The organism is Pontibacter aquaedesilientis, assembly GCF_014773225.1.
Classification (GTDB): Bacteria; Bacteroidota; Bacteroidia; order Cytophagales; family Hymenobacteraceae; genus Pontibacter; species Pontibacter aquaedesilientis.
The window spans coordinates 1-18654 of record NZ_JACXAJ010000011.1 but is presented as its reverse complement, the minus strand read 5'-3'; the positions used below and the strand labels follow the sequence as shown (position 1 = coordinate 18654).

The 18654-nt window shown below is 45.9% G+C and carries 17 protein-coding genes and 2 pseudogenes; 5 read left to right on the top strand and 14 right to left on the bottom strand.

Annotated elements, in window-relative coordinates; translation table 11 throughout:
* Positions 1 to 114: 114 nt before the first annotated feature.
* The gene (locus H9Q13_RS16590) at positions 115 to 2256 is read left to right on the top strand and encodes a KAP family P-loop NTPase fold protein (protein WP_191184935.1); all 2142 of its coding nucleotides are present in this window, start codon (positions 115 to 117) and stop codon (positions 2254 to 2256) included.
* A gap of 221 nt (positions 2257 to 2477) precedes the next feature.
* Positions 2478 to 3929, top strand: a complete 1452-nt coding sequence (locus tag H9Q13_RS16585; RefSeq protein WP_191184934.1) for an ATP-binding protein — start codon at positions 2478 to 2480, stop codon at positions 3927 to 3929.
* A gap of 463 nt (positions 3930 to 4392) precedes the next feature.
* Here the strand turns inward: H9Q13_RS16585 and H9Q13_RS16580 are convergent, their stop codons facing one another.
* The 10 genes and pseudogenes from H9Q13_RS16580 to H9Q13_RS16540 all read right to left on the bottom strand — a co-directional run bounded on the left by H9Q13_RS16580 (position 4393) and on the right by H9Q13_RS16540 (position 9732).
* Positions 4393 to 4797, bottom strand: coding sequence for a hypothetical protein (locus tag H9Q13_RS16580; protein ID WP_191184933.1), 405 nt, complete (start codon positions 4795 to 4797; stop codon positions 4393 to 4395).
* Positions 4798 to 4956: 159 nt separating this feature from the next.
* Positions 4957 to 5475 carry a relaxase/mobilization nuclease domain-containing protein gene (locus H9Q13_RS16575; RefSeq protein WP_191184932.1) on the bottom strand — a complete coding sequence of 173 codons (519 nt, stop codon included), beginning with the start codon at positions 5473 to 5475 and terminating at the stop codon, positions 4957 to 4959.
* Positions 5450 to 5647, bottom strand: a complete 198-nt coding sequence (mobC, locus tag H9Q13_RS16570; RefSeq protein WP_191184931.1) for a plasmid mobilization relaxosome protein MobC — start codon at positions 5645 to 5647, stop codon at positions 5450 to 5452. The genes H9Q13_RS16575 and mobC overlap by 26 nt, the downstream gene beginning before the upstream one ends.
* A gap of 30 nt (positions 5648 to 5677) precedes the next feature.
* Positions 5678 to 5845, bottom strand: a complete 168-nt coding sequence (locus tag H9Q13_RS16565; RefSeq protein ID WP_191184930.1) for a hypothetical protein — start codon at positions 5843 to 5845, stop codon at positions 5678 to 5680.
* A gap of 206 nt (positions 5846 to 6051) precedes the next feature.
* The gene (locus H9Q13_RS16560; protein ID WP_191184929.1) at positions 6052 to 6360 is read right to left on the bottom strand and encodes a helix-turn-helix domain-containing protein; all 309 of its coding nucleotides are present in this window, start codon (positions 6358 to 6360) and stop codon (positions 6052 to 6054) included.
* Between the two features lie 86 nt (positions 6361 to 6446).
* Positions 6447 to 7427 (bottom strand): hypothetical protein, encoded by a 981-nt coding sequence (locus H9Q13_RS18085; protein ID WP_224744356.1) that lies wholly within the window; start codon positions 7425 to 7427, stop codon positions 6447 to 6449.
* A gap of 13 nt (positions 7428 to 7440) precedes the next feature.
* Positions 7441 to 7587 (bottom strand): annotated as a pseudogene (locus H9Q13_RS18270) (TfoX/Sxy family protein); the annotation flags it as partial.
* 175 nt (positions 7588 to 7762) lie between these two features.
* On the bottom strand, positions 7763 to 8449 hold the full coding sequence (locus tag H9Q13_RS16550; protein WP_191184927.1) for a hypothetical protein: 687 nt from the start codon (positions 8447 to 8449) through the stop codon (positions 7763 to 7765).
* Positions 8450 to 8468: 19 nt separating this feature from the next.
* Positions 8469 to 9218, bottom strand: coding sequence for an LVIVD repeat-containing protein (locus H9Q13_RS16545; protein WP_191184926.1), 750 nt, complete (start codon positions 9216 to 9218; stop codon positions 8469 to 8471).
* A gap of 1 nt (position 9219) precedes the next feature.
* Positions 9220 to 9732 carry a hypothetical protein gene (locus H9Q13_RS16540; RefSeq protein WP_191184925.1) on the bottom strand — a complete coding sequence of 171 codons (513 nt, stop codon included), beginning with the start codon at positions 9730 to 9732 and terminating at the stop codon, positions 9220 to 9222.
* A gap of 223 nt (positions 9733 to 9955) precedes the next feature.
* On the opposite strand from H9Q13_RS16540, the gene H9Q13_RS18265 reads away from it, so the two are divergent.
* Both H9Q13_RS18265 and H9Q13_RS16530 read left to right on the top strand, forming a co-directional pair.
* The gene (locus H9Q13_RS18265) at positions 9956 to 10165 is read left to right on the top strand and encodes a transposase (RefSeq protein ID WP_191184924.1); all 210 of its coding nucleotides are present in this window, start codon (positions 9956 to 9958) and stop codon (positions 10163 to 10165) included.
* Positions 10166 to 10346: 181 nt separating this feature from the next.
* Positions 10347 to 10559, top strand: a complete 213-nt coding sequence (locus H9Q13_RS16530; RefSeq protein ID WP_191184923.1) for a hypothetical protein — start codon at positions 10347 to 10349, stop codon at positions 10557 to 10559.
* 292 nt (positions 10560 to 10851) lie between these two features.
* Here the strand turns inward: H9Q13_RS16530 and H9Q13_RS16525 are convergent.
* A pseudogene (locus tag H9Q13_RS16525) lies at positions 10852 to 11319 on the bottom strand (JAB domain-containing protein).
* Between the two features lie 177 nt (positions 11320 to 11496).
* Here H9Q13_RS16525 and H9Q13_RS16520 point away from each other — a divergent pair.
* Positions 11497 to 15534 carry an FG-GAP-like repeat-containing protein gene (locus H9Q13_RS16520; RefSeq protein ID WP_191184922.1) on the top strand — a complete coding sequence of 1346 codons (4038 nt, stop codon included), beginning with the start codon at positions 11497 to 11499 and terminating at the stop codon, positions 15532 to 15534.
* A gap of 178 nt (positions 15535 to 15712) precedes the next feature.
* Here H9Q13_RS16520 and H9Q13_RS16515 read toward each other — a convergent pair whose 3' ends face one another.
* From H9Q13_RS16515 to H9Q13_RS16505, 3 genes are all read right to left on the bottom strand, one after another.
* On the bottom strand, positions 15713 to 16582 hold the full coding sequence (locus H9Q13_RS16515; protein WP_191184921.1) for a hypothetical protein: 870 nt from the start codon (positions 16580 to 16582) through the stop codon (positions 15713 to 15715).
* On the bottom strand, positions 16557 to 17561 hold the full coding sequence (locus tag H9Q13_RS16510) for a type IV toxin-antitoxin system AbiEi family antitoxin (protein WP_191184920.1): 1005 nt from the start codon (positions 17559 to 17561) through the stop codon (positions 16557 to 16559). Before H9Q13_RS16510 ends, H9Q13_RS16515 begins: the two co-directional genes overlap by 26 nt.
* A gap of 104 nt (positions 17562 to 17665) precedes the next feature.
* Positions 17666 to 18514 carry a tyrosine-type recombinase/integrase gene (locus H9Q13_RS16505; protein WP_191184919.1) on the bottom strand — a complete coding sequence of 283 codons (849 nt, stop codon included), beginning with the start codon at positions 18512 to 18514 and terminating at the stop codon, positions 17666 to 17668.
* Between the last annotated feature and the right edge of the window lie 140 nt (positions 18515 to 18654).

Below are 18654 nucleotides of genomic sequence, written 5' to 3'. Positions count from 1 at the left end.
CTATGGATTAAAACTTAGGGTAAAGTACCAATCTTAATTATCTTTCTCTTACTTCATCAATAAGGCTAAGCTTATTACTATAATCTTGGCAAAGGTTATAGTACCTTCAGACATATGAGAAACAACAATCATATTCATAGTGATAAATCAGTTAGTCAAAAGACAGAGGACGCTTTTCAACGCTATTCCTTTGCCGAGAGAATCTCAAACCTAATTTCCTCTTACCAGAAAGAAGACTCCTTTGTAATTGGAATGTATGGTAAATGGGGAGAAGGTAAGTCTTCTGTTCTCAACTTCATACAAATTGAATTAGCAGATAAGGATGATATCATCGTGGTTAATTTTAACCCGTGGTTGTTCTCTGGCGAAGCACAACTGTTACTTTCTTTCTTCCAGGTTCTAGCGGCAAGCCTGGATAAAAAACTGAAAAGTAAAAAAGAGCAACTAGGAGAAATGCTTAGAGACTATGCTGGTGCTTTAGGGGTAGTAGGAACATTTGTAGGCTTACCTAATGGGAAAGATATTTTTGAAGCTGTAGGTAAAAAACTAACAGGAAAGTCTGTAGATGACTATAAATCTACCATCAGTAAAGCGCTCGCAGATTCAGGCAAAAAGGTGCTTGTGGTTATCGATGATATTGACCGCTTGAGCATCGACGAAGTACAGACAATATTCAAGCTTATTAAAATTGCCGCAGACTTTAAAAACACCATTTACCTGTTATCATTTGACGATGAGTTGGTAGCCTCCTCGCTGGATCCCAAATACGCTATGGGAGGAAGGGACTACTTGGAAAAGATAGTGCAACTACCTTTGAAATTGCCTAAAGCTCAGCAATTCGCCATAAAGCGCTACACGCTAAAAGTCTTGAATGATGTTGTGTCAGCTTATGATGTAAAGTTAGAAGAGGATGAAGTTCATCGGTTTGTTGAGTTCTTGGACAAAATGCTGCTCCCGAGTATTCAAAACCCACGGGTAGCCACTAGGTTCGCCAATTCGATTTACTTTGCCGTACCGCTTCTGAAAGGAGAGGTAAACATGGTTGACCTTCTTATTCTGGAAGGGATTAAAGTTATACATCCTAGCTTGTATGACTTTATCAGGAGTAACCACAGTTTGCTTACCCAGAGCTATGAATCTGGGTTTGGAGACTACCGTGAGAGTCAAAGTAAGAAAGAAGCCGCCAAAGGTAAAATAACTGCACACTTAAAAGCCATGAATTATAGTGTGGAAGAAACTCTGCCTATGCTGCAAAAGCTTTTTCCACAGTTAAAAAGTGTATTCGGGAATATCTCTTATCCGGAGAGAAAGTGGCAGGACTGGTATAAAAATAAGCGACTTTGCTCAGGGCGGTACATCAACAGATACTTTACTTATACAGTTATCGAAGGTGAGATATCTGATGTTTATTTCGACGAACTGCTGGAGAAATTAGCAAAGGAGGATTATATAGGAAAAGAAGAAGAATTATATCAGCTACTGCAGGACTTGGAAGCCGACGAAGTTGCTATCAGGTTACTGTTTTTGGAGGATACATTTGATAATAATTACAGGTACAACCTCGCCAAAAACATCGCTTTATTAGGAGAATACTTCCCCGATGTAAAAGACGTCTTCAGCTTCACAGGGCCGTTTAATCAAATGGTTGGTTTTATGAAAAAAGCAGTCACTGGACTAAGTGCACCCAAAAGGCTTGCGGCTGCCTCTTCACTTATCCTCCGTGCCGAGCCTTTAAACTTTGCTATTGCTTTATGGTACAAATTGGATCCGAGAGAAAAAGAGTCACAATTTTCTGATACGGAGTACCAATTACTCTCCACTGAATTGTATAAGCGTTGCAGGTTAGGGAAAAATCTGGAGGAACTTCTTACAGATTTAGAAGATTCGGATTTAAGGTTTATCCTGAATATAGGAGCCGGTTTGGATAGTACTCAAACAAAAGGCGAAGTAAAAGGGCTTATTGATGGTGACAACCAAAATTTTATTAAGATTTTGCATGCGTATAGTCAGACTACTATCTCCAAGTCTTTAGGTGCGAAAAACAGTAAATCAAAGGAATTTAAAAGCGCATTCAATGAGTCTTATTATGAAGAACTGCAGGACATTGTTGACATCGATTCTTTTTACAAGAAATCCCTTCAGCTTTATGGGGATCAGTCTTCTTTTGAACCCAAATCAGGCAGAGAAGAATTAACGGATGAACAACTTGTTGGCTGGTTTCAAAAGATTCATTTAGAAAAATCAAGCTTACATTAGGTCCGATTTTATCGCTTCCGCTGACCCGGGCCTGCAGCCTTTGTCTCTATTTCCGGAATGTATAATGGTAGAAATTTTGCGTCAATAGAAGTGGCTGGGCGTACCGTAGGGCTTTTAGTATAGTAATGGTCTGGGTTTTGATATTTTCTTAATTTTACCAATCGTTCAATTATCGGGTAAATACCATCTATAATTACCAGTAGTAGCCTTACTTTTTTGAGATGAATACAGATGACCTCTACAGATTACTTGTTCAGCTGGTAGAGCAGCCAAAAGAAAGTGAATGGCTGGAGTTTAAAGTGAATAACGCCAACCCTGAAGAGGTAGGAAAGAGAATATCTGCCCTTGCCAACAGCGCCTGTCTGCACCATCACCCTTTTGGATACCTCGTTTTTGGGGTGGAAGACGATTCACATGCTATTGTAGGTACTTCATTTAGCCCTAAGCGTGCAAAGAAAGGGAATGAGGAGCTGGAAGCCTGGCTTTCGCGCATGCTGGATCCGAAGATTGACTTCAGGATTCATGAGTTCTCCTTTGAGGATAAAAACGTTGTGATATTTGAGATACCTGCAGCTGCAAACAGGCCTGTAAAATTCACCAACATTGCCTATATCAGGATAGGAAGCTTAACAAAAAACTTGGGTGAGTATCCGGAAAAGGAAAAGAAGATATGGCAAAAGGAGACAAGAAGTCAGTTTGAGCAAGGTATCGCTATGAAGCATATCACAGGAGAAACTGTCGTAAACCTGCTTGATACCCAAAGCTACTTTGATCTAATGAAGCTGCCCTACCCATCTACTAGGGAAGCTGTGCTGGATCGCTTTGTTAGGGAAAAATTTATTGTGCGCTCGCATAGCTACTTTAATATCACCAATCTTGGAGGCATTCTGTTTGCAAAGAACTTAAGTGAGTTCGACAGACTATCCAGAAAGGCTGTGAGGGTTATCATATATGAAGGAAAGAATAAGCTGAAGACTGTAAAAGATATTACGGGAGTAAAGGGGTATGCCTCTGGCTTCGCTGGGTTGATTGATTATATAAATGATAAACTTCCATCTAACGAAGCGATTGGAAGAGCCTTCAGAGAAAAGGTGTCGATGTATCCTGAATTAGCTATACGCGAGCTTGTTGCAAATGCCTTGATTCATCAGGACTTCCATGAAACGGGTACAGGGCCCATGGTTGAAATCTACTCTGATAGAATAGAGATCACAAACCCGGGAAAGCCTATCATAACAACGCTGAGGTTCATCGACGAATACCAATCACGAAATGAAACGTTGGCTGCCTTTATGCGGAAAGTAGGCATCTGTGAGGAAAAAGGCAGCGGTATTGATAAAGTCATTTCAGAAGTAGAAATGGCTCAGTTACCTGCTCCAAACTTTCAGGAGCAGGAAACGCACACAAAGGTTACGGTGTATGCTTTTCAGGAGCTTAACCAAATGGATAAAGCAGACAAGATAAGAGCCTGTTATCAGCATTGCTGCTTGAAATATGTGTCAAATGAAAAAATGACGAACCAGAGTCTACGGGAGAGGTTCAACATTGAAGCTCATAACTACTCTATCGTTTCAAGAATTATTGATGACACAAAACAGGCTAGCCTTATTAAAGACTTTGATCCTGAAAATAAATCAAAGAAGCATGCTAAGTATATTCCTATCTGGGCTTGAGCCTTTGTCATAATCTTATGTGACGGTTATGTGATTAGTCCACAAGTTATCCACATTTTATTTTTTAAAAATGCCTTTGGATGTAGATTGGAGGACTTTTTTTAGCAAAATCTTATGTGATGGTTATGTGATAACTCTAATAGTCATTTACTATATAGAAGGCTAAATTGCTCTAAAAGAGAAAGCATTCCGAATAGATTAAAGTTAAGAATAGACCTGTAGTAAAAGCTTCTTTAGCTTTTGGCCAAAGTAAATAACTCTTCTTGTGCTTTATTCAAATCTTATAACTAGCCCGCTAAAACGGCTGCCAGGGTTATTATATTAAGCCATCTTTTTGGGCCATTATCAGGACTTACCGTTTTGGCACGACCTCTGTCTCTAACTGTTTGACCTCCTCAGGTACATGAATGTAAGCTGAGTCAGCCCGATGAACTACCTCCGGGTAAGCCTGCCGGATCATCCTTTACTTCATGTTACTTTCTTGCAATCTGCTGTTCTCCCGGTAAAGACTAAAGCACAGTCCTGCTGAAATGGCAGTCATCAGCAAACACACGCCCCCCCCGATCACAAAGCCCCTGGACCTGTACTCGAAATGGTGATAGTGCCGAACGGGCAGCACCTTGGGCAGCCTGGTGATCGACTCGCGGAAGGAGGCGATCTGGGCGTAAATTTGCAGGGCCTGCGCGCTTAGATCCTGCCGCTTGAGGAGCGCCTTTAGCTCCTCAAACTGGCTACCATAGTCAGGTGCTTTTACCACCTGTGGCGGAGTCGGTTCAGTCCCTTCTTCGAGCTTTTCCAACCGCCTGCCTTGCAGGACCAGCACGCGCTCCACGTCCAGGAGGTGCTCCTCCAGTTCCTCTGTTTTCATAGGCGAATCCTCTTTTTCTTTTTGCGTTTCTTTTTCCTGTAATGGTAGTCATTTGCGTCCGCTGCCTGCGCCGCGCACGGGGTGAGTAGGCTGTCAAGCAGGTTAAGAGCGGGGTAGTACACAGGGTCCCCGCCTGTCGAAAGGTCAGGTGAAGTTTTGCTAGCACCGGGCACGCTCTTTTGCAGCTTGGGGCCAGGTGAATGCAGCAGCTGTTGCCGCTACTGCATTCACCTGTTTGCTGATGGCCACGTAACTCAGGCTCCTGTCAATGCCCGAACCCTTGAAACTGAGCTCGCCCATGCGAAAGCTCACGCACTGCAGCTGTTCCGATCCCCGCCTGTATTTGTAGACGATGTGCAGGTGCTCTCTGTCTTTATGTTGGACGATCAGGTATTGCGTGCTGGTGATCTGCATCCTCTCCATGTACTCCCTTGCCCGCTCAACCATCACCTTATCACTGAGCTTGGCCTTATCGTGCACGCTCCAGCTCAGGGAGATGTGGCCCACGGCCTTCTCCAACTCAGGGTTGAGCTTGCGCTGCAGGTTGAAGTCGGCCACCATCGAGGCGACAGCGTCCGTACGGATGCCGTCCGAATCCAGCACCACCGCCCCTAGTTTCTGCACAACGTAGCGCACGCAGCCCGCAAAGCTCTTACCTGCCGTCACCTTTCCGATCATCGTTGCCTAGTTGCTGAAGGGTGTGGTTGATCTGGTCGAGCGCCTGGCGACACTTACCCTGCACCGAGAGCAGCCCCTCGCGGTGGGCCAGCCGCACCAGCTGGTTGAGGTTGTTGGCCAGTCCCGCGAGCATGCGCAGCGTGGCCGCATCCCCCGGGCGCAGCCGTGCCACGACCACCACCTTCTTAGCCGCCGCCCGGAACTAAGTCCAAAGGGGCATACCCGCCTCCCGCGCCTTGCCTTCGATGAGCAGCCGCTCCGTGTCGGTCACCCGCACCGAGAGGGTATGGCTCCGCCTCACCCGCTTGGCGGGACGGGCGCCCTTCTTTCTGTCGGGGTTTTGCCGCCCCTGCGCTACCGCTGTATCCATGTCGGTTTTGTTTTAGGTTGGGGGATAAATTGCCTGCTGCGACCACCGGGAGCAGAGGGGCAGAAGAAGAGTTTTTGTATGACAAAAACACAAACTTGCTACCCACCTTCAAGTCATCTCGCTTATCTCTCAAGAAGGTTCCAGGGTTTGCCTGTTTACCCTTAAAGGTAGAGACATCATTAGGACTTTCTTTTTGCCTGTAACAGCTATTGTCCTGCTTCCTCCTGTATTTCCGAGACAGTCTTTTTGCGCCCCTTGCGTACCCATTCATCCAGTTCGCTTTTGTAAAAATAAAGCCGTTTGCCCTGTTTGTTATAAGGGACTTCCCGGCGGCAGACCTTCACGTAGAGGGTGGAGACAGAAAGGTGAAGGAAGGCGGCGGCTTGCGTGACATTGAAGATCGTCTCAGCATCTTGTGGGGAATGTTGCCGGGCCAGCAGCAGTTCGAGACGGTCCATTTTCTCGTGCAGCAGGCGCATGGCCTGAGGCAGTTGGTCGAAGGTAAAAGTTTCCATAACAGCGTTTAGTTTGATTTACACTGCAATGGTAATGGCTATGTTTATCAGGTTACAAGTAGGTAGTCCGGTATCCTTCTTGTTGCCTACTGGTAGTTATAGTTTTTTTGCGTGCGGAGCACCGGGACAATGGAATAGGTGCCGTCTGGTTGCTTCCGCACGTCAAGAATGGGGGACTGGCAGGGTTTGGCATTGGAGGAGATGATGGCGGCCAGGTAGTTTGGGGGCAGCATTCTTTGCTGTTTGCGCAGCACGTAAGCGAAGTGGCTGGAGATCCACTCCTCTAGGTCTGATTTGAGGCAGCCGACGATCAGGTTAGCCTCGTAGAGCTGTTTGAAGGCGTCCGCCAGCTGGTTGCCATTGCCGTGGAAAACGAGGAGAGCGGCAGGGGACTGATTTTCACTCAGAAGGGGTAGAAGCTGCTCACGGTCGCTTTTGTCGAAGTACCCTTTGAGTATTTGAGCGAAATCCTCGGCCATTCCCTCCACAAACTGCGGATAGCTCTTCACCGGTGATGGCTCAGGCTGGGGATATGAAGATGCTGGAGCAACCGAAGGTAGTTTACCTTCATCACGAAGTAGGTCTTGGATGCACTTTGTCAGTTTTTGTAGAAAAGATTCCCGCAGCTTCACCGACTCTCCCAGATCCTCTACGAACTTCTCCTCCACTAAAATAGACGAGTTATCGGGCATCAGTTGCCTGACCAAGAAGAGCTTGTCTAGTCCGATCTGCAATATGTAGTGATTAGAATAAGATGCCCCATAGCCATCATAATGGCGATGGTAGTTGATCCAGAACTGCTTAAAGCGCTGCTCGACCCCCTGAATCTGATCTACTAAGATGCGAAGTCGGCCACTTTGGAGGGGGATCAGGTCCAGACAGGCCATTTCAGAGAGCAGTCGAAGCTCGCTTTCGAAAGTGAAGGCATCGTAATATTTTGTTTCATGACTGATGTCGTAGATAGGTACATCCTTTGCAGGTCCGAGGGATTGCCCATAAACATTCCTCTGTATCACACAAAGCTCGAGGGTCTGCAGTCGAGTCAGGAACTTCTTGAGGTGTTTCATAGCTGGTCGGTTTTAGGAATAGTTTATTGTCGCATATTAGTCCGAATAGTTTTTCATCAGAATAAGTACCGTATTCACCAAACATTTTTCTAGGTGTTATTTCCCCTGCATTTTTGATTTGCTCTAAAACAAAGTCCACAAAATTTTGGTCGGAAGCCATCTTTAGCCTTTTAATTGAAAGTGAGGATTGTGGATTAAGCCAATGTCATTTTTCTCAGCCATGCCTCAATATAGCAGATTCTCTGTATGCTTTCTTAACCAAAGTGGGCACTACTTTTATTCCCCTACATCCAATTTAAAACAGCTTCTTAGGAAATCATGTTTCGCTAAAAAGTTTAGAAAGCCGCCCCGATCATTATCCCGAGCAGCAAATGCAAGCCGGAATAGCCATAGTCCATGGCATTTCTGTTGTAGCGCTCATGGGAATAATCAGTTTGGATAGAGCTGTTTTTGATGCCCGCGCCGGAGTAAAAATCAAACAGGAGGTGGCCATCCAATGCAGGAACCTGCAGGCCAAACAAAGCCACCCCTCCTATGCGGTTGATCTTCTCGTTAAAAGGCCGGAGGCGGTATTTGTATACCTCCAAACCCTCCGGGTCCATTTCTTTAACCCAGCCCTCTCTTTTGAACTCTAAATTAAAATGGTGGTAATTAACGCCATAGGCCAAGTACACCCTGCTTTTATCTGGGCTGGTGTAGTTGTTTATGTAGATTTTGTGCTGCACCTCTGCACCATAACCTAACACACGGTCATCCTCGCTGTCTTCCCAATTACGCCCCGCAAAAAGATCCACGGTTTTCGAGTTACCCTTATAAGCCCGTGGTGAGAAAACAAAGCCATGCCTGCTCCCTTGCTCCGGAATGCGCTCCAGGTACAGGTGCAAGCCGTTTATGAGCAAATGCTGCGGACTGAATTTTATACTTATGGTTTTATCAGAAGCAGCCTCTAAAGCCTGTGCGTTGCCCTGTAGCAGAGAAGAGAAAAAAAGAAGTATAACGACGACAGCAATCCTTTTTAGCATCACAAGAGATTGTTTTGGGCTAGATAGCCGGCTTGATTGAAATAGTGCTCAGCAAAACCATTTTCTCATCCTCATACTGGTACTGGTAAAGGCCATCACTGCCTATAACCAGCAGTCTGCCGTTATCCGGTATCACATCAAAAGCGTTTATCCGGAAGTGTTGCTCCAGCTCCAGGTTCATTACATCGGTAGCATTGTATACTTTCAGCCCTTCGTCGCATACAAATAGCCTGGTGTTGGCTAAACCTAAACCTTTCGGGTTCGTCATGCTGTACTGCTTCAGGAGTGTCGGATCGTTTATGTTTTGCAGATCAATCACCTGCAGCTCATTTATGGCCAACCTGCAGGCAGTGCCGGTGCTAAGGGTAACGTAGGCGTAGCGCCCGTCTGTCACCACGGGGTCGCAGCTCACCACGTGCTGATACTGCGAGATATGCTGGGGAAACGCCGGGTTTTTGACGCTAAAAATGTGCATGCCTGTTTGGGTGCCAATGAAAAGCATATCCTCAAAAGGAAAGATCGTTTCGATGCCAAACCCTATCGGGAGCGACTGCCCCTGCTGTGGGTCTTCGGGTGTGCTAATATCGAAAATGTTCAGGCTTGAGTGATCTACCGTATACAAATGATTTCCGCTGATGGCAAACCTGGCCATAGAACCACCCTGGCCCTGTGCGCCATCCGCCGAGGGCGAGGCAGCGTTATCGCTGGTGCAGGAAATGGCTGCCATGCAAACCAGAACGGAAGAAGCGATATGTAGAAGTCTTTTCATGTTATTCCGGCTTTTTAAGTTCCCAACCTACAACAATGGCATCTTCCGGAGCGCCTGCCCTGTTATAGTATACTTCCAGGTTATCTGGTGGCAACAGGCTTGGCAGCGCATCGCGCACACGCTTGGCAACCTGAATATCCTCCATCCCGCTTAATTTTATGGCAACAAGGTCTACGGCATTATCCACGTACAACACGTCATCTTTCACGGCCATATCCACGCAGCCCGGCACCTGAATAAAGGCCATATTCACAGGCATCTTCGGATTTTGGTTGTTGATGATGTGCACGCCTTTGTACTGCTCGTTTATAAGTATATAGCTGCCGTAGCGGTAAATTTTACCAGGGTTCGAGATCGTCCGTGGCTCCTTCTTTAGAATGGAGGACTCGAGCTGCTGCCGGCTCATCAGAATGGGAGCGTAAGCTGATTCCGGCATAGGATCTACGCTGCCCGGGCAGGAACAGAGCAACGGCATCAGGAGCAGCAGCAGAAAGTTTTTTGCTTGTTTTCTCATATTAGTGAAAGGATTATAACTGGGGAAGACTAACCATTAAATATATTAATTACTTATTATACTTCACTATGTTCTTTATTTAATAATAATTTAATAATCCTCACGCGCCTCTACATGCTAAGGCAGGAAAGGATATTCCATGGGAATTCAGTGGTATTGTCTACCAGATCAAGGAATCCGATATTTGTCTTGTCCTGAATAGGTTGACACAAAGTCGACAAAAATGCAGGAAAGAAAATTAAGAGAACGTATTGTAGCCGAGTACCTCCTGGGCGGGCTGAGTTACAGTAGACTTAGGGAGAAACACGGCATCAACTTTTACCAGATCCGCCGTTGGGTTCTCAAACACCAAGGCCAGATGAAGAGTCCACCAAAATTCAAGAGCGTCAAGCTCTCTGCGGATTTGCAAAGAGATGCCCCCCCTTCCCACTGACGTGAAGGAACTCTAGGCCGAGCTGCGTAAGGTAAGGCTTGAAAAGGAGGTGCTTTTGGAAGTGATCAAGATAGCCGTGGAGGAGCTCGGCACTCCCATCTTAAAAAAGTCTGGTACCAATCAATCCTGAGAGTGGAGCAAAGAACGCCCTTCCAAGTAGTTGGAGTGCTTTGCCGCTTGTTTGGTTACAGTACAGGCGTATTACCAACATATCAAAACAAGGCAGCAGCAAGCGCTGCAAGAGGACTTGCTGGTGCAGGAGGCACTGCGAATCCGTCGCTCTCAGAAGCGGCTGGGGGCGCGCAAACTGCTGGTGATGATGTCACCTTTTATGGCTGCCCATGGCATTGCAATAGGCCGAGACGCCTTTCAAATTCGGAAATATGATGATTAAGACTACGAGGCGTGTCGCTAAATTTTATGATTGGCAAGTCAGTGAAAATAGTTGGGGTAGTGAACCTGCCTGTGCGGCCTGTTCCTAAGCGTCACTACCAGCAGGGGGTTCCTGCCCCTCAGTAGCAGTAGGTGAGAGGTAGCTTTGGTGTCCGAATAGTGTCCAAAGTGTATGGGAAAACCTTTTAAAAATAACTGAGAGGCTTTCTCGTAGCCGTTGGGGGATTCGAATTGCACGAAAATTTACTTTGTTGATAGTTGGGTCGACTTAGATAAGATGACCATAAAAGGGGCTACAGGAGCCCCTCGGCTCCCAACAAGTAGTAACTTTCACTGGTCAGGATGATATGATCTAAAAAGGCGATGTCCAGAAGTTCCCCGCCTCGTTTCATTTTTTTTGTCAGCTACAGGTCCGCTGAACTAGGCTTAAGGTTACCTGAGGGGTGGTTGTGTGTGAGGATGATGCCGGAGGCGCAGGCTTTGAGAGCAGCTGCAAAGATAAGCTTGGGATCGGCTACCGTTCCGGCCACGCCCCCAGTGGAGACTTCGTATATGCCCAGCACCCGGTTGGGGCGGTTGAAAAGGAGTACCTTGAACTGCTCTACAAATTCTATTCTGCCGGTATCCCAGCTTTCCTTCAACACGTTGTAGTGCCATCTTTTAGTGCACGCCGGGTATCCAGAATGATGGAGGTGGCGATACTTTGCATAAGCGTAGTCGCTCTGGCTGCGCTTGCTTTTTTTCTCTGCTGCTTTTTCCATAGAGGGGTGATTTTACCGTCAACCTATTTTAGAACGGGATAGATTTCTAAAACCTAAATTATGTGTAATTTTGACCAGCTAACCCAGGCAAATTCTTAGGTAAAAACTAAACTGATTTGTGTTGTACAGAATTAATTATAGTTCTGATTTTAATGAAATTCACCCTTTACAATTTATATGAAAACAACCTTTACTATTATTGTATTCTTGTTTCTTTTTCATGCTGTAGCGTTGGGGCAATTTGATGCCCGTAAAGTACTAATTGATTACTCATTTAAAAGTATTCCCAGCACCATGGCGGTTGGGGATCTGAATAATGATAATCGGCCAGACTTAGTTGTTGCCAGTGATCACTATAGCGCATCCGCCTCTTATTTTATTTATAACGCGAATGGTACATTTACTGAAACGCCACTGGCCGGCTCCGCTAAACAAGGCAGCATCAGTGTTATTGAGGTTATTGACTTGGATGGTAATGGCTATAAAGACATTGTGGCCTTGACAGAGAACAGCTACACTTATGGTAACAACAGGGTGTTAGTATGGTACAATGACAATGGCAGCCTGGCTGGATCACCACAAATCCTGATTGATAACCTAGCTGAAAGCGGCTACACCTATAACCTTCATTTTTACGACATGAACAAAGATGGTAAAACAGATATTGTCTTGTCTGGTTTACATCAATCTAATAAAGTAGTTTGGCTGCAAAACAGAGGACGCTATACCTCCTGGCCAGTCAATCTAGTGGAGCAAATCGATTCTAAACAGCACATATTGGTGGCTGATCTAGATGCTGATGGTTCTCCTGAAATTGTCGATGGTTGGGATATATATTCGGGTCCGAACTTTTCAACAAAAAAGAGCTTCGAACGAGATGATATGCCAATGACGGCAGTTGACATGGATCGCGACGGAGATCTAGATATTGTTGCGGGCCCATATGATATTACTAACACACTTGCTTGGTATGAAAACAAAGGCAATCTGGAATTTCAAAAACATGAAATCACAGGTATATCGGGATACTTCAAATCCGTTTTAGTGCAGGATTTTAACAACGATGGATTGCCTGATATTGTCGTAGGATGCCCTACCAGCTGCAGTATGCGCTTTCTTCGAAATGATGGGAAGGGTGTATTCACTGTTTCTTCCATTACAACCTCCACACCAGGCATCGACAACCAAGGTGCTATGCGTGCAGCGGATATGGACTTTGATGGGAAGATAGATTTGGTAACTACGGATTATGCCTGGCGTATTGTGGGTTTTTATAAAAATAATATGCCGGCTTTCGAAGGCATTCGAGCAGACTTTCGAGCTGAGGTTACACCCTGCACCCTATCAGAAGTTAAATTCACAGACATGAGTTTAGGGCAAAACATTGTTGCATGGAGCTGGTCGTTTGGTGACGGGGCTACGGCGACTTCGAAAAATGCCACTCATGCGTATGCTACACCAGGTCATTATGATGTTAACTTGCTGGTTCGTAAAAATGATGGCACCAGCAGTTCATTCAGCAAAACCATAACTATTACGTCTCCTCCTCCAATTGAAGATAAGTTTGAGATCTGGTACTGTGAAGGCAGCATGCCTTTTACTCTGACGATTCCTCCTGCAGAACAGGGCATGTCTTATAAATGGTATGGGGACATGGGAGGCGCAATGCCATTAATTTATACTGGCAACTCCTTCCCACTAGCTCGCTATGAGATGACGATGTATGTCGAGAAGATAAATCAAGCCGGCTGTGCCAGTAAACGGGTACCAGTTTATATCCGTCAATACCTTACCCCGAGACCTCCGCTAGTAGAAGATGTTAGCAGCTACAAAGGTCCAGCTACCCTGCGTTTGGAGGCCAGAGATCCTGACGGGAGAAAGGATATAACTTTCTCATGGTATGAAGCGAATCCAACCATGCATATTGGTGCAAAACCGGTGTATGTGGGACCGGTATATGAACGTCACTTCAGTAAAACACAGCCGCTGTATGTGCAAGCTGTGAGCAATTCAGGATGTCAGTCGCTCTCCATGACAAGAGTAACGGCTTATGTGCATGAAAAGGCACCTGTAATCCCTCATTTTGCATGGGTGAAAGCAGGAGGATCGACCGGCTGGTCTAACACGGTAGGTATTGCCGGCAGCACGACCGGCACCTTATGGACTGTAGGAGATTATGAGGGTTCTGCCACCGTGTCCATGGATCAAACAACAATTGACGTGGCCCCTGTCAACAGACAAAGAAGAAATTTTTATTTATTTAAACATGATGCAACCGGCCAAGTGATTGGCAGCAGCCGGATCTTAAGCCTGGTAAACGATAGTGGTTCGCTTTCTCTTGAAGGTGTCTACTCGGATGCAGACAACAACATTTATTTAACAGGAAAACTGGACGGAACAGTTGAAATTGCCGAAAAAAGCACCTGGTCAGCTACCGGCTATTTTGTTATCAAACTGAACCCTGCCGGAGAGGTAATATGGCATAGAAGGGTTTCCAGTGAAGACGGCAATTCATATGGTTGGTCCTCTTACCAGGTAGGGATACAGGTAGCCAGGGATGGAACCATTACATGTGATCTCCTGCTGAAAGGCGCTGCTACTTTTGAAGGGCAACGATTAGGCAGTTCAACCTACCATTATTACCCTTCGGAGACATACTGGACTCGTTATGTGTTGCAGTATAGTTCGGACGGGACACTTGCCTCCATCCGTAAAGTCGGTTCTATGGACTACTTTGTCAAGAATACTACCTATTCCTACAATGATTATTTTGTAGGTCCTTCCTTTACAGCATCTGATGAAGCAAATGCACTCTATCAAACCGGGGCCTTCAAATCCCGAACATGGGTCGAGACGGAAACCTTGCTTGGGTCTTACGCAGATACCTTTTTTACCACTGTCTTGATTAAGTATGGGGCTGATGGGAAAAAGATCTGGGATAAAACGATTGCGTCCAGTTCCTTTGGGGCTACGCCCAAGAAAGTGCTTTACCATAATAACGCCCTATATGTGCTTGGAACAACTACTGTAAAAAATAATGCAACTACCAGAATTGGAAGCACTTTTACTACTTTTGTCGATAATGCTCAAGTATTTCTTGCCAAGTTTGATACGGATGGCAACTTGATCTGGGTCAAAGCAATTGAAGGAAAACAATCAGCAGCTGTGGATGCCTATGACTTATTACTTGATAAGCTTGGTGATCCCTATGTAATAGGTACCGCTACAGGTCCTACTTCCTTTGACGGCTTTGTGCTGCAGCCCCATACAACATCCGGTAGCCCCTATTCCTATGTCGTAAAATACACAGCCCAAGGAGATTTTAGCTGGGCCAAGGGTCTTAACAATGTGACCTCTTACTCCACAAAGCAGTTGTATCGCTTGAATGGGGCATTTGACAGTGAAAACCAATTGGTGCTCCACAGCGGCTATCACAAAACAATGACGCTGGATGATTTGGTGCTTCCGCAGAGCAACGCTACGACGCTGTATTCCACCATATTTACAGCTAAAATAGGGTACAAACTGGCTGCTGCCATGCAAGTGGATCAAACTTGCCCTGGACAACCGGTTTCTTTTCAGGATGTGAGCCAACATACACCTACAGAGGAAGTTATAAGCAGGGAATGGAATTTTGGGGATGGGGCAACTTCAACGGCAGCACAGATCAGCCATGCTTATAATAAACCTGGGCAATATCTAATTACACTCACTATACAGGGTAGCAAAGGGAATACCAGCTCTATCCAACAGTCCATTACGGTAAAAGCAGCACCACTTGCCACCATCTTCGTAAATGGCTTGCAATTAACCGCGTCTGAAGGCGAATCCTACCGCTGGTTCAGAAACGATTCGTTGATGCTGGAATCTTCTAACACATTAGTAGTTACAGAGAGTGGAAAATATAGAGTTAGCATCAGTGTAGCAGGATGTGAAATCATGTCAGAAGAAGTTCAGATCACTGTAGCTGCTTCTGAAGGCAAAGTAACCGCTTTTCCAAATCCTGCCGCTACTACCTTTAACCTGGAGTCAAAAGAGCACAAGATGTTAGGATATACTATCTACAATACCAAAGGCCACTTCATGACGCAGCAAAAACTTCCCGCTGTGTTAACACAAATCATTGACGTCAGAAAATTACTACCAGGTTTGTACATCATGCAAATTGAATTAGAAAACGGCACGTACGTATCTTATAAGTTTATGAAAAACTAGAAATGGCAGTTGTTCTTTTCAAATGATCTGAAAGAAAAAAATGATGTTATTGCTCTTAACTTTTTAGTTTGTTCAAATCAATAAGTAAAATCTTCTGTAATAAAAAGGCTCCTGCTATACAGGAGCCTTTTTACTTCTTGAACTTGGGAGAGAAATGGACGTCATCTCTCTGAGGGAGTTAATAGGATATAGGATTTTCTATTCCCCGTTGTATCCGGCGTAGCAAATCTACGCTCTCCTCAACGGTACAGTCGAGCGTTCTTGCCATGATGGCCGCAATACGGCTTGTGGCAGCACTTTTTGTATTATCCAGCATGATTCGTTTTATTCTTTCCATGAGGGTTTCACTTCTGCCGGCTATCCTGCCAACTTCACGCCCCAGCGCCTGTGAAGCTACCTTTAGCAGGAAATTCTCCTCCTCCCGCTCTTCAAACAAATCGTTGTGAGACTCAAAGATATGCTCGCTGAACATATCAAAGTAGTTGAGCAGGATATCTGTTAGATCTTGGATGTCACTTGACCTTACTTCCGGGCGATCGTCCCAAGCGATCAGCTTCAGCAGCACAATACCCGGTATGGTGCAGAACTTGAACCTTTGGTTGTCTTCCAGCTCAAGCTCAGGTAGGCCTGCCTCATAGACTTCCTTGAAACCAGTCACATGCAGGGTGGTCAGCCCGGTGCCCTCCACTCGTACCTTGCCGTCCTGTTCTATACTGCCGAAGGGCAGCAGGTCAACTTCTTGGCCATTATGCCAAAGGAGTACGAAAGAGTTGGCATGATAGGGGCGAAAGCCCTCTTTTTCTACTAGGTAATCTTTTAGGTCCTCATACACGCCTGCCCTGTTGATCAGTACAGCGAAATCGATGTCACCAGTGGTTCGTCTGGGGGTAATATCGTGGATAGCCCTCATCCACACATCCCTTGCGACCGCACCGACCAAATAAAAGTCCACGTTAAAGCGGTGGAGCCCCCGCTCCAATGCTTCCAGCATCTGCGCGGTCTCCGGGCTTTGTCGAAGCTGGCTATAACTTGTCTTGTAGGAGCTCATGGTATATCTTCTCTGCTGTTTCAAGGCACCTTCTGTCACCTGTGCTCATTAGATCGGCGTAGACCAGAAGAGGGGGCGCCAGTTTAGTGATTCCTTCATCCTCGTTCCAAAACTTCTCATATATCAGAACGTTGCCCTTCGGGTCCGGTACGAGGCGATAGTTCTTCATGAGTTCACTTCTGCTCTCCAGCGTATAGATGCTTAGTTTCTCTGGCTTGAGATAATTGGTGTAAAGGTCAGCTGCAGGCTCACCTCCCCACCATGACCGACCGCTTTCCAAAGGCAGTTGTTTCCAGGCATGAAAGTCCTCCGGTTTAAGGAACCGGAATGTGCCTATATGCAGGCTGGGTTTCAGGTCCTGCTTGTAAGCGGCTGCCCATTTATCTAATAATTCTTTTTTGTGCTGCAGCCGGTACTCTTTTTGGCTAAGCTGGAGTAAGAAGCCTTCTGCTTTCAGCCCCTTCAGGATATTGGGGACATTGCCCAGTGCGGTGCCGGTTTTCTCGCCAACGGTACGGTAAGGCAGGTTGATATCGTCCTCATAACGTAGGAAATGAAAAACTGCCCGCAGACCTGTTTTGGTGAAAGCTCTGTTGCCGCTCTCTTTATCCAATTTTAAAGGCTTGCTATGATCCAGCCACAGGAAGAGCTTTCCTTTGTGCAAGAAGAGGTTGCCGTTGCTCTCCAGATAGGGAATATCCAGTCTCCGCAATTCCTCCTTTACCTTGGGCTCAATCCGGTAGGCAACCATCATAAAACCGTTTTTATGCTCTTTGGCTATTTTCTCTAGCTGCAGGAGCTGGCTGGCGCGCAATTCCTTTCTGACATCCGCGGGTAGCTCGATTTTTTGTCCATTATAATGGAAATGGATTGTTCCGTCCAGGGCACCAGGTTCCCTATGATGTTGCCATTCTACTTTAAAGAGATCCAGCTTTCCTAAATTCTCCAGTGCCAAGCCTATGATTTTGTCTGTGTTCATGTTCACTTATTTTTATTGTTCATTATGTGTGAACATTTAAAAATAGTGAACATCTTTTAGAAAAACAAGGAATGAGCTATTTGAATGATAGAGGGTTCAATAGCTCAGGTTTTCAAAGTAAGCTCTTCAAAGGCTGTCAATTTTGAGATTACCTGACGTTTGGCATCCGTCTCGAAGCTGTCCAGATAGTTCTGAGTGGTCTTCTCGTTGGCATGCCCCAGAGATTCTGAAATAAAGGAGGTGGAAACCCCAGCTCGTTTCAAAACGGTGGAGAAAGAATGCCTGGCCGTGTAGGTTGTTACTTTCTTTTCGATGCCGACAGCCTCCGCAATTCGGGCCATGTAGGTGTTGATATTTTTGATGGCCTGCTTGATATTAGCCTGCTCCTGTTCGGCTGTTAGGCCTGGCCTGAGGATAGGGAAGACATAGCTGTCCGATTTCCTGGGTCTATTGCCCCACTTCTTGATAATCTCCTGGGCTTGTGGAGATAGAATGGCTACAATCGCTCTGGACTGGTGGCGGTTCGCGTGTTCGGTCTTGGCTCTGGTGAAGGTAACGGTGTCCTTGTCTATTTGCCGGTACTGTAGCCTGGCAACATCCTTGATGTTGATCCCATTGCAGAGATAGGAAAAGATCCAAAGGTCCTGGCAGCGGGCTTCGCTCTCACTGGAAGGGGTATAAGAGAATATCTTTGCTATATCTGCCATGGAGAGGGCTTTTTTCACGTTCACGCCGGATGGTATCTGATATTTTCGCTTTCCAAACGGATACAGCTCCGCACTGACGTCACCGGCAGCAATAGCGTCATTGAAAAGCGTCCGAAGCGTCCGAAGGTACATGCCGACCGTGGTGATGGAGCGGCCTCCCTTGCGCATCCATTTCTCATAATCTTTCAGGAAGTGAATAGTTATTTCGGTGAAAGGCAAGGGCTGGTACTGTGCCCTGGCTTTCATTAGGGCGGCTATTTTTTTCGGTTGTGGTCTACAATGTATGATGCGGGAATAAGTATGGCAGCAAGGGTGTTTACAGGAAGTTATGTGCGAGATAACTATCCAGGTAAATTGCCCCTACTGCCACAGTATGAAGGTAGTAA

What these genes read in the sequence shown, in the direction of transcription:
- H9Q13_RS16590 (WP_191184935.1), top strand. Translation starts at nt 115, where the DNA reads ATGAGAAACAACAATCATATTCATAGTGATAAATCAGTTAGTCAAAAG.
- H9Q13_RS16585 (WP_191184934.1), top strand. Translation starts at nt 2,478, where the DNA reads ATGAATACAGATGACCTCTACAGATTACTTGTTCAGCTGGTAGAGCAG.
- H9Q13_RS16580 (WP_191184933.1), bottom strand. Translation starts at nt 4,797, where the DNA reads ATGAAAACAGAGGAACTGGAGGAGCACCTCCTGGACGTGGAGCGCGTG.
- H9Q13_RS16575 (WP_191184932.1), bottom strand. Translation starts at nt 5,475, where the DNA reads ATGATCGGAAAGGTGACGGCAGGTAAGAGCTTTGCGGGCTGCGTGCGC.
- H9Q13_RS16565 (WP_191184930.1), bottom strand. Translation starts at nt 5,845, where the DNA reads ATGGATACAGCGGTAGCGCAGGGGCGGCAAAACCCCGACAGAAAGAAG.
- H9Q13_RS16560 (WP_191184929.1), bottom strand. Translation starts at nt 6,360, where the DNA reads ATGGAAACTTTTACCTTCGACCAACTGCCTCAGGCCATGCGCCTGCTG.
- H9Q13_RS18085 (WP_224744356.1), bottom strand. Translation starts at nt 7,427, where the DNA reads ATGAAACACCTCAAGAAGTTCCTGACTCGACTGCAGACCCTCGAGCTT.
- H9Q13_RS16550 (WP_191184927.1), bottom strand. Translation starts at nt 8,449, where the DNA reads ATGCTAAAAAGGATTGCTGTCGTCGTTATACTTCTTTTTTTCTCTTCT.
- H9Q13_RS16545 (WP_191184926.1), bottom strand. Translation starts at nt 9,218, where the DNA reads ATGAAAAGACTTCTACATATCGCTTCTTCCGTTCTGGTTTGCATGGCA.
- H9Q13_RS16540 (WP_191184925.1), bottom strand. Translation starts at nt 9,732, where the DNA reads ATGAGAAAACAAGCAAAAAACTTTCTGCTGCTGCTCCTGATGCCGTTG.
- H9Q13_RS18265 (WP_191184924.1), top strand. Translation starts at nt 9,956, where the DNA reads ATGCAGGAAAGAAAATTAAGAGAACGTATTGTAGCCGAGTACCTCCTG.
- H9Q13_RS16520 (WP_191184922.1), top strand. Translation starts at nt 11,497, where the DNA reads ATGAAAACAACCTTTACTATTATTGTATTCTTGTTTCTTTTTCATGCT.
- H9Q13_RS16515 (WP_191184921.1), bottom strand. Translation starts at nt 16,582, where the DNA reads ATGAGCTCCTACAAGACAAGTTATAGCCAGCTTCGACAAAGCCCGGAG.
- H9Q13_RS16510 (WP_191184920.1), bottom strand. Translation starts at nt 17,561, where the DNA reads ATGAACACAGACAAAATCATAGGCTTGGCACTGGAGAATTTAGGAAAG.
- H9Q13_RS16505 (WP_191184919.1), bottom strand. Translation starts at nt 18,514, where the DNA reads ATGAAAGCCAGGGCACAGTACCAGCCCTTGCCTTTCACCGAAATAACT.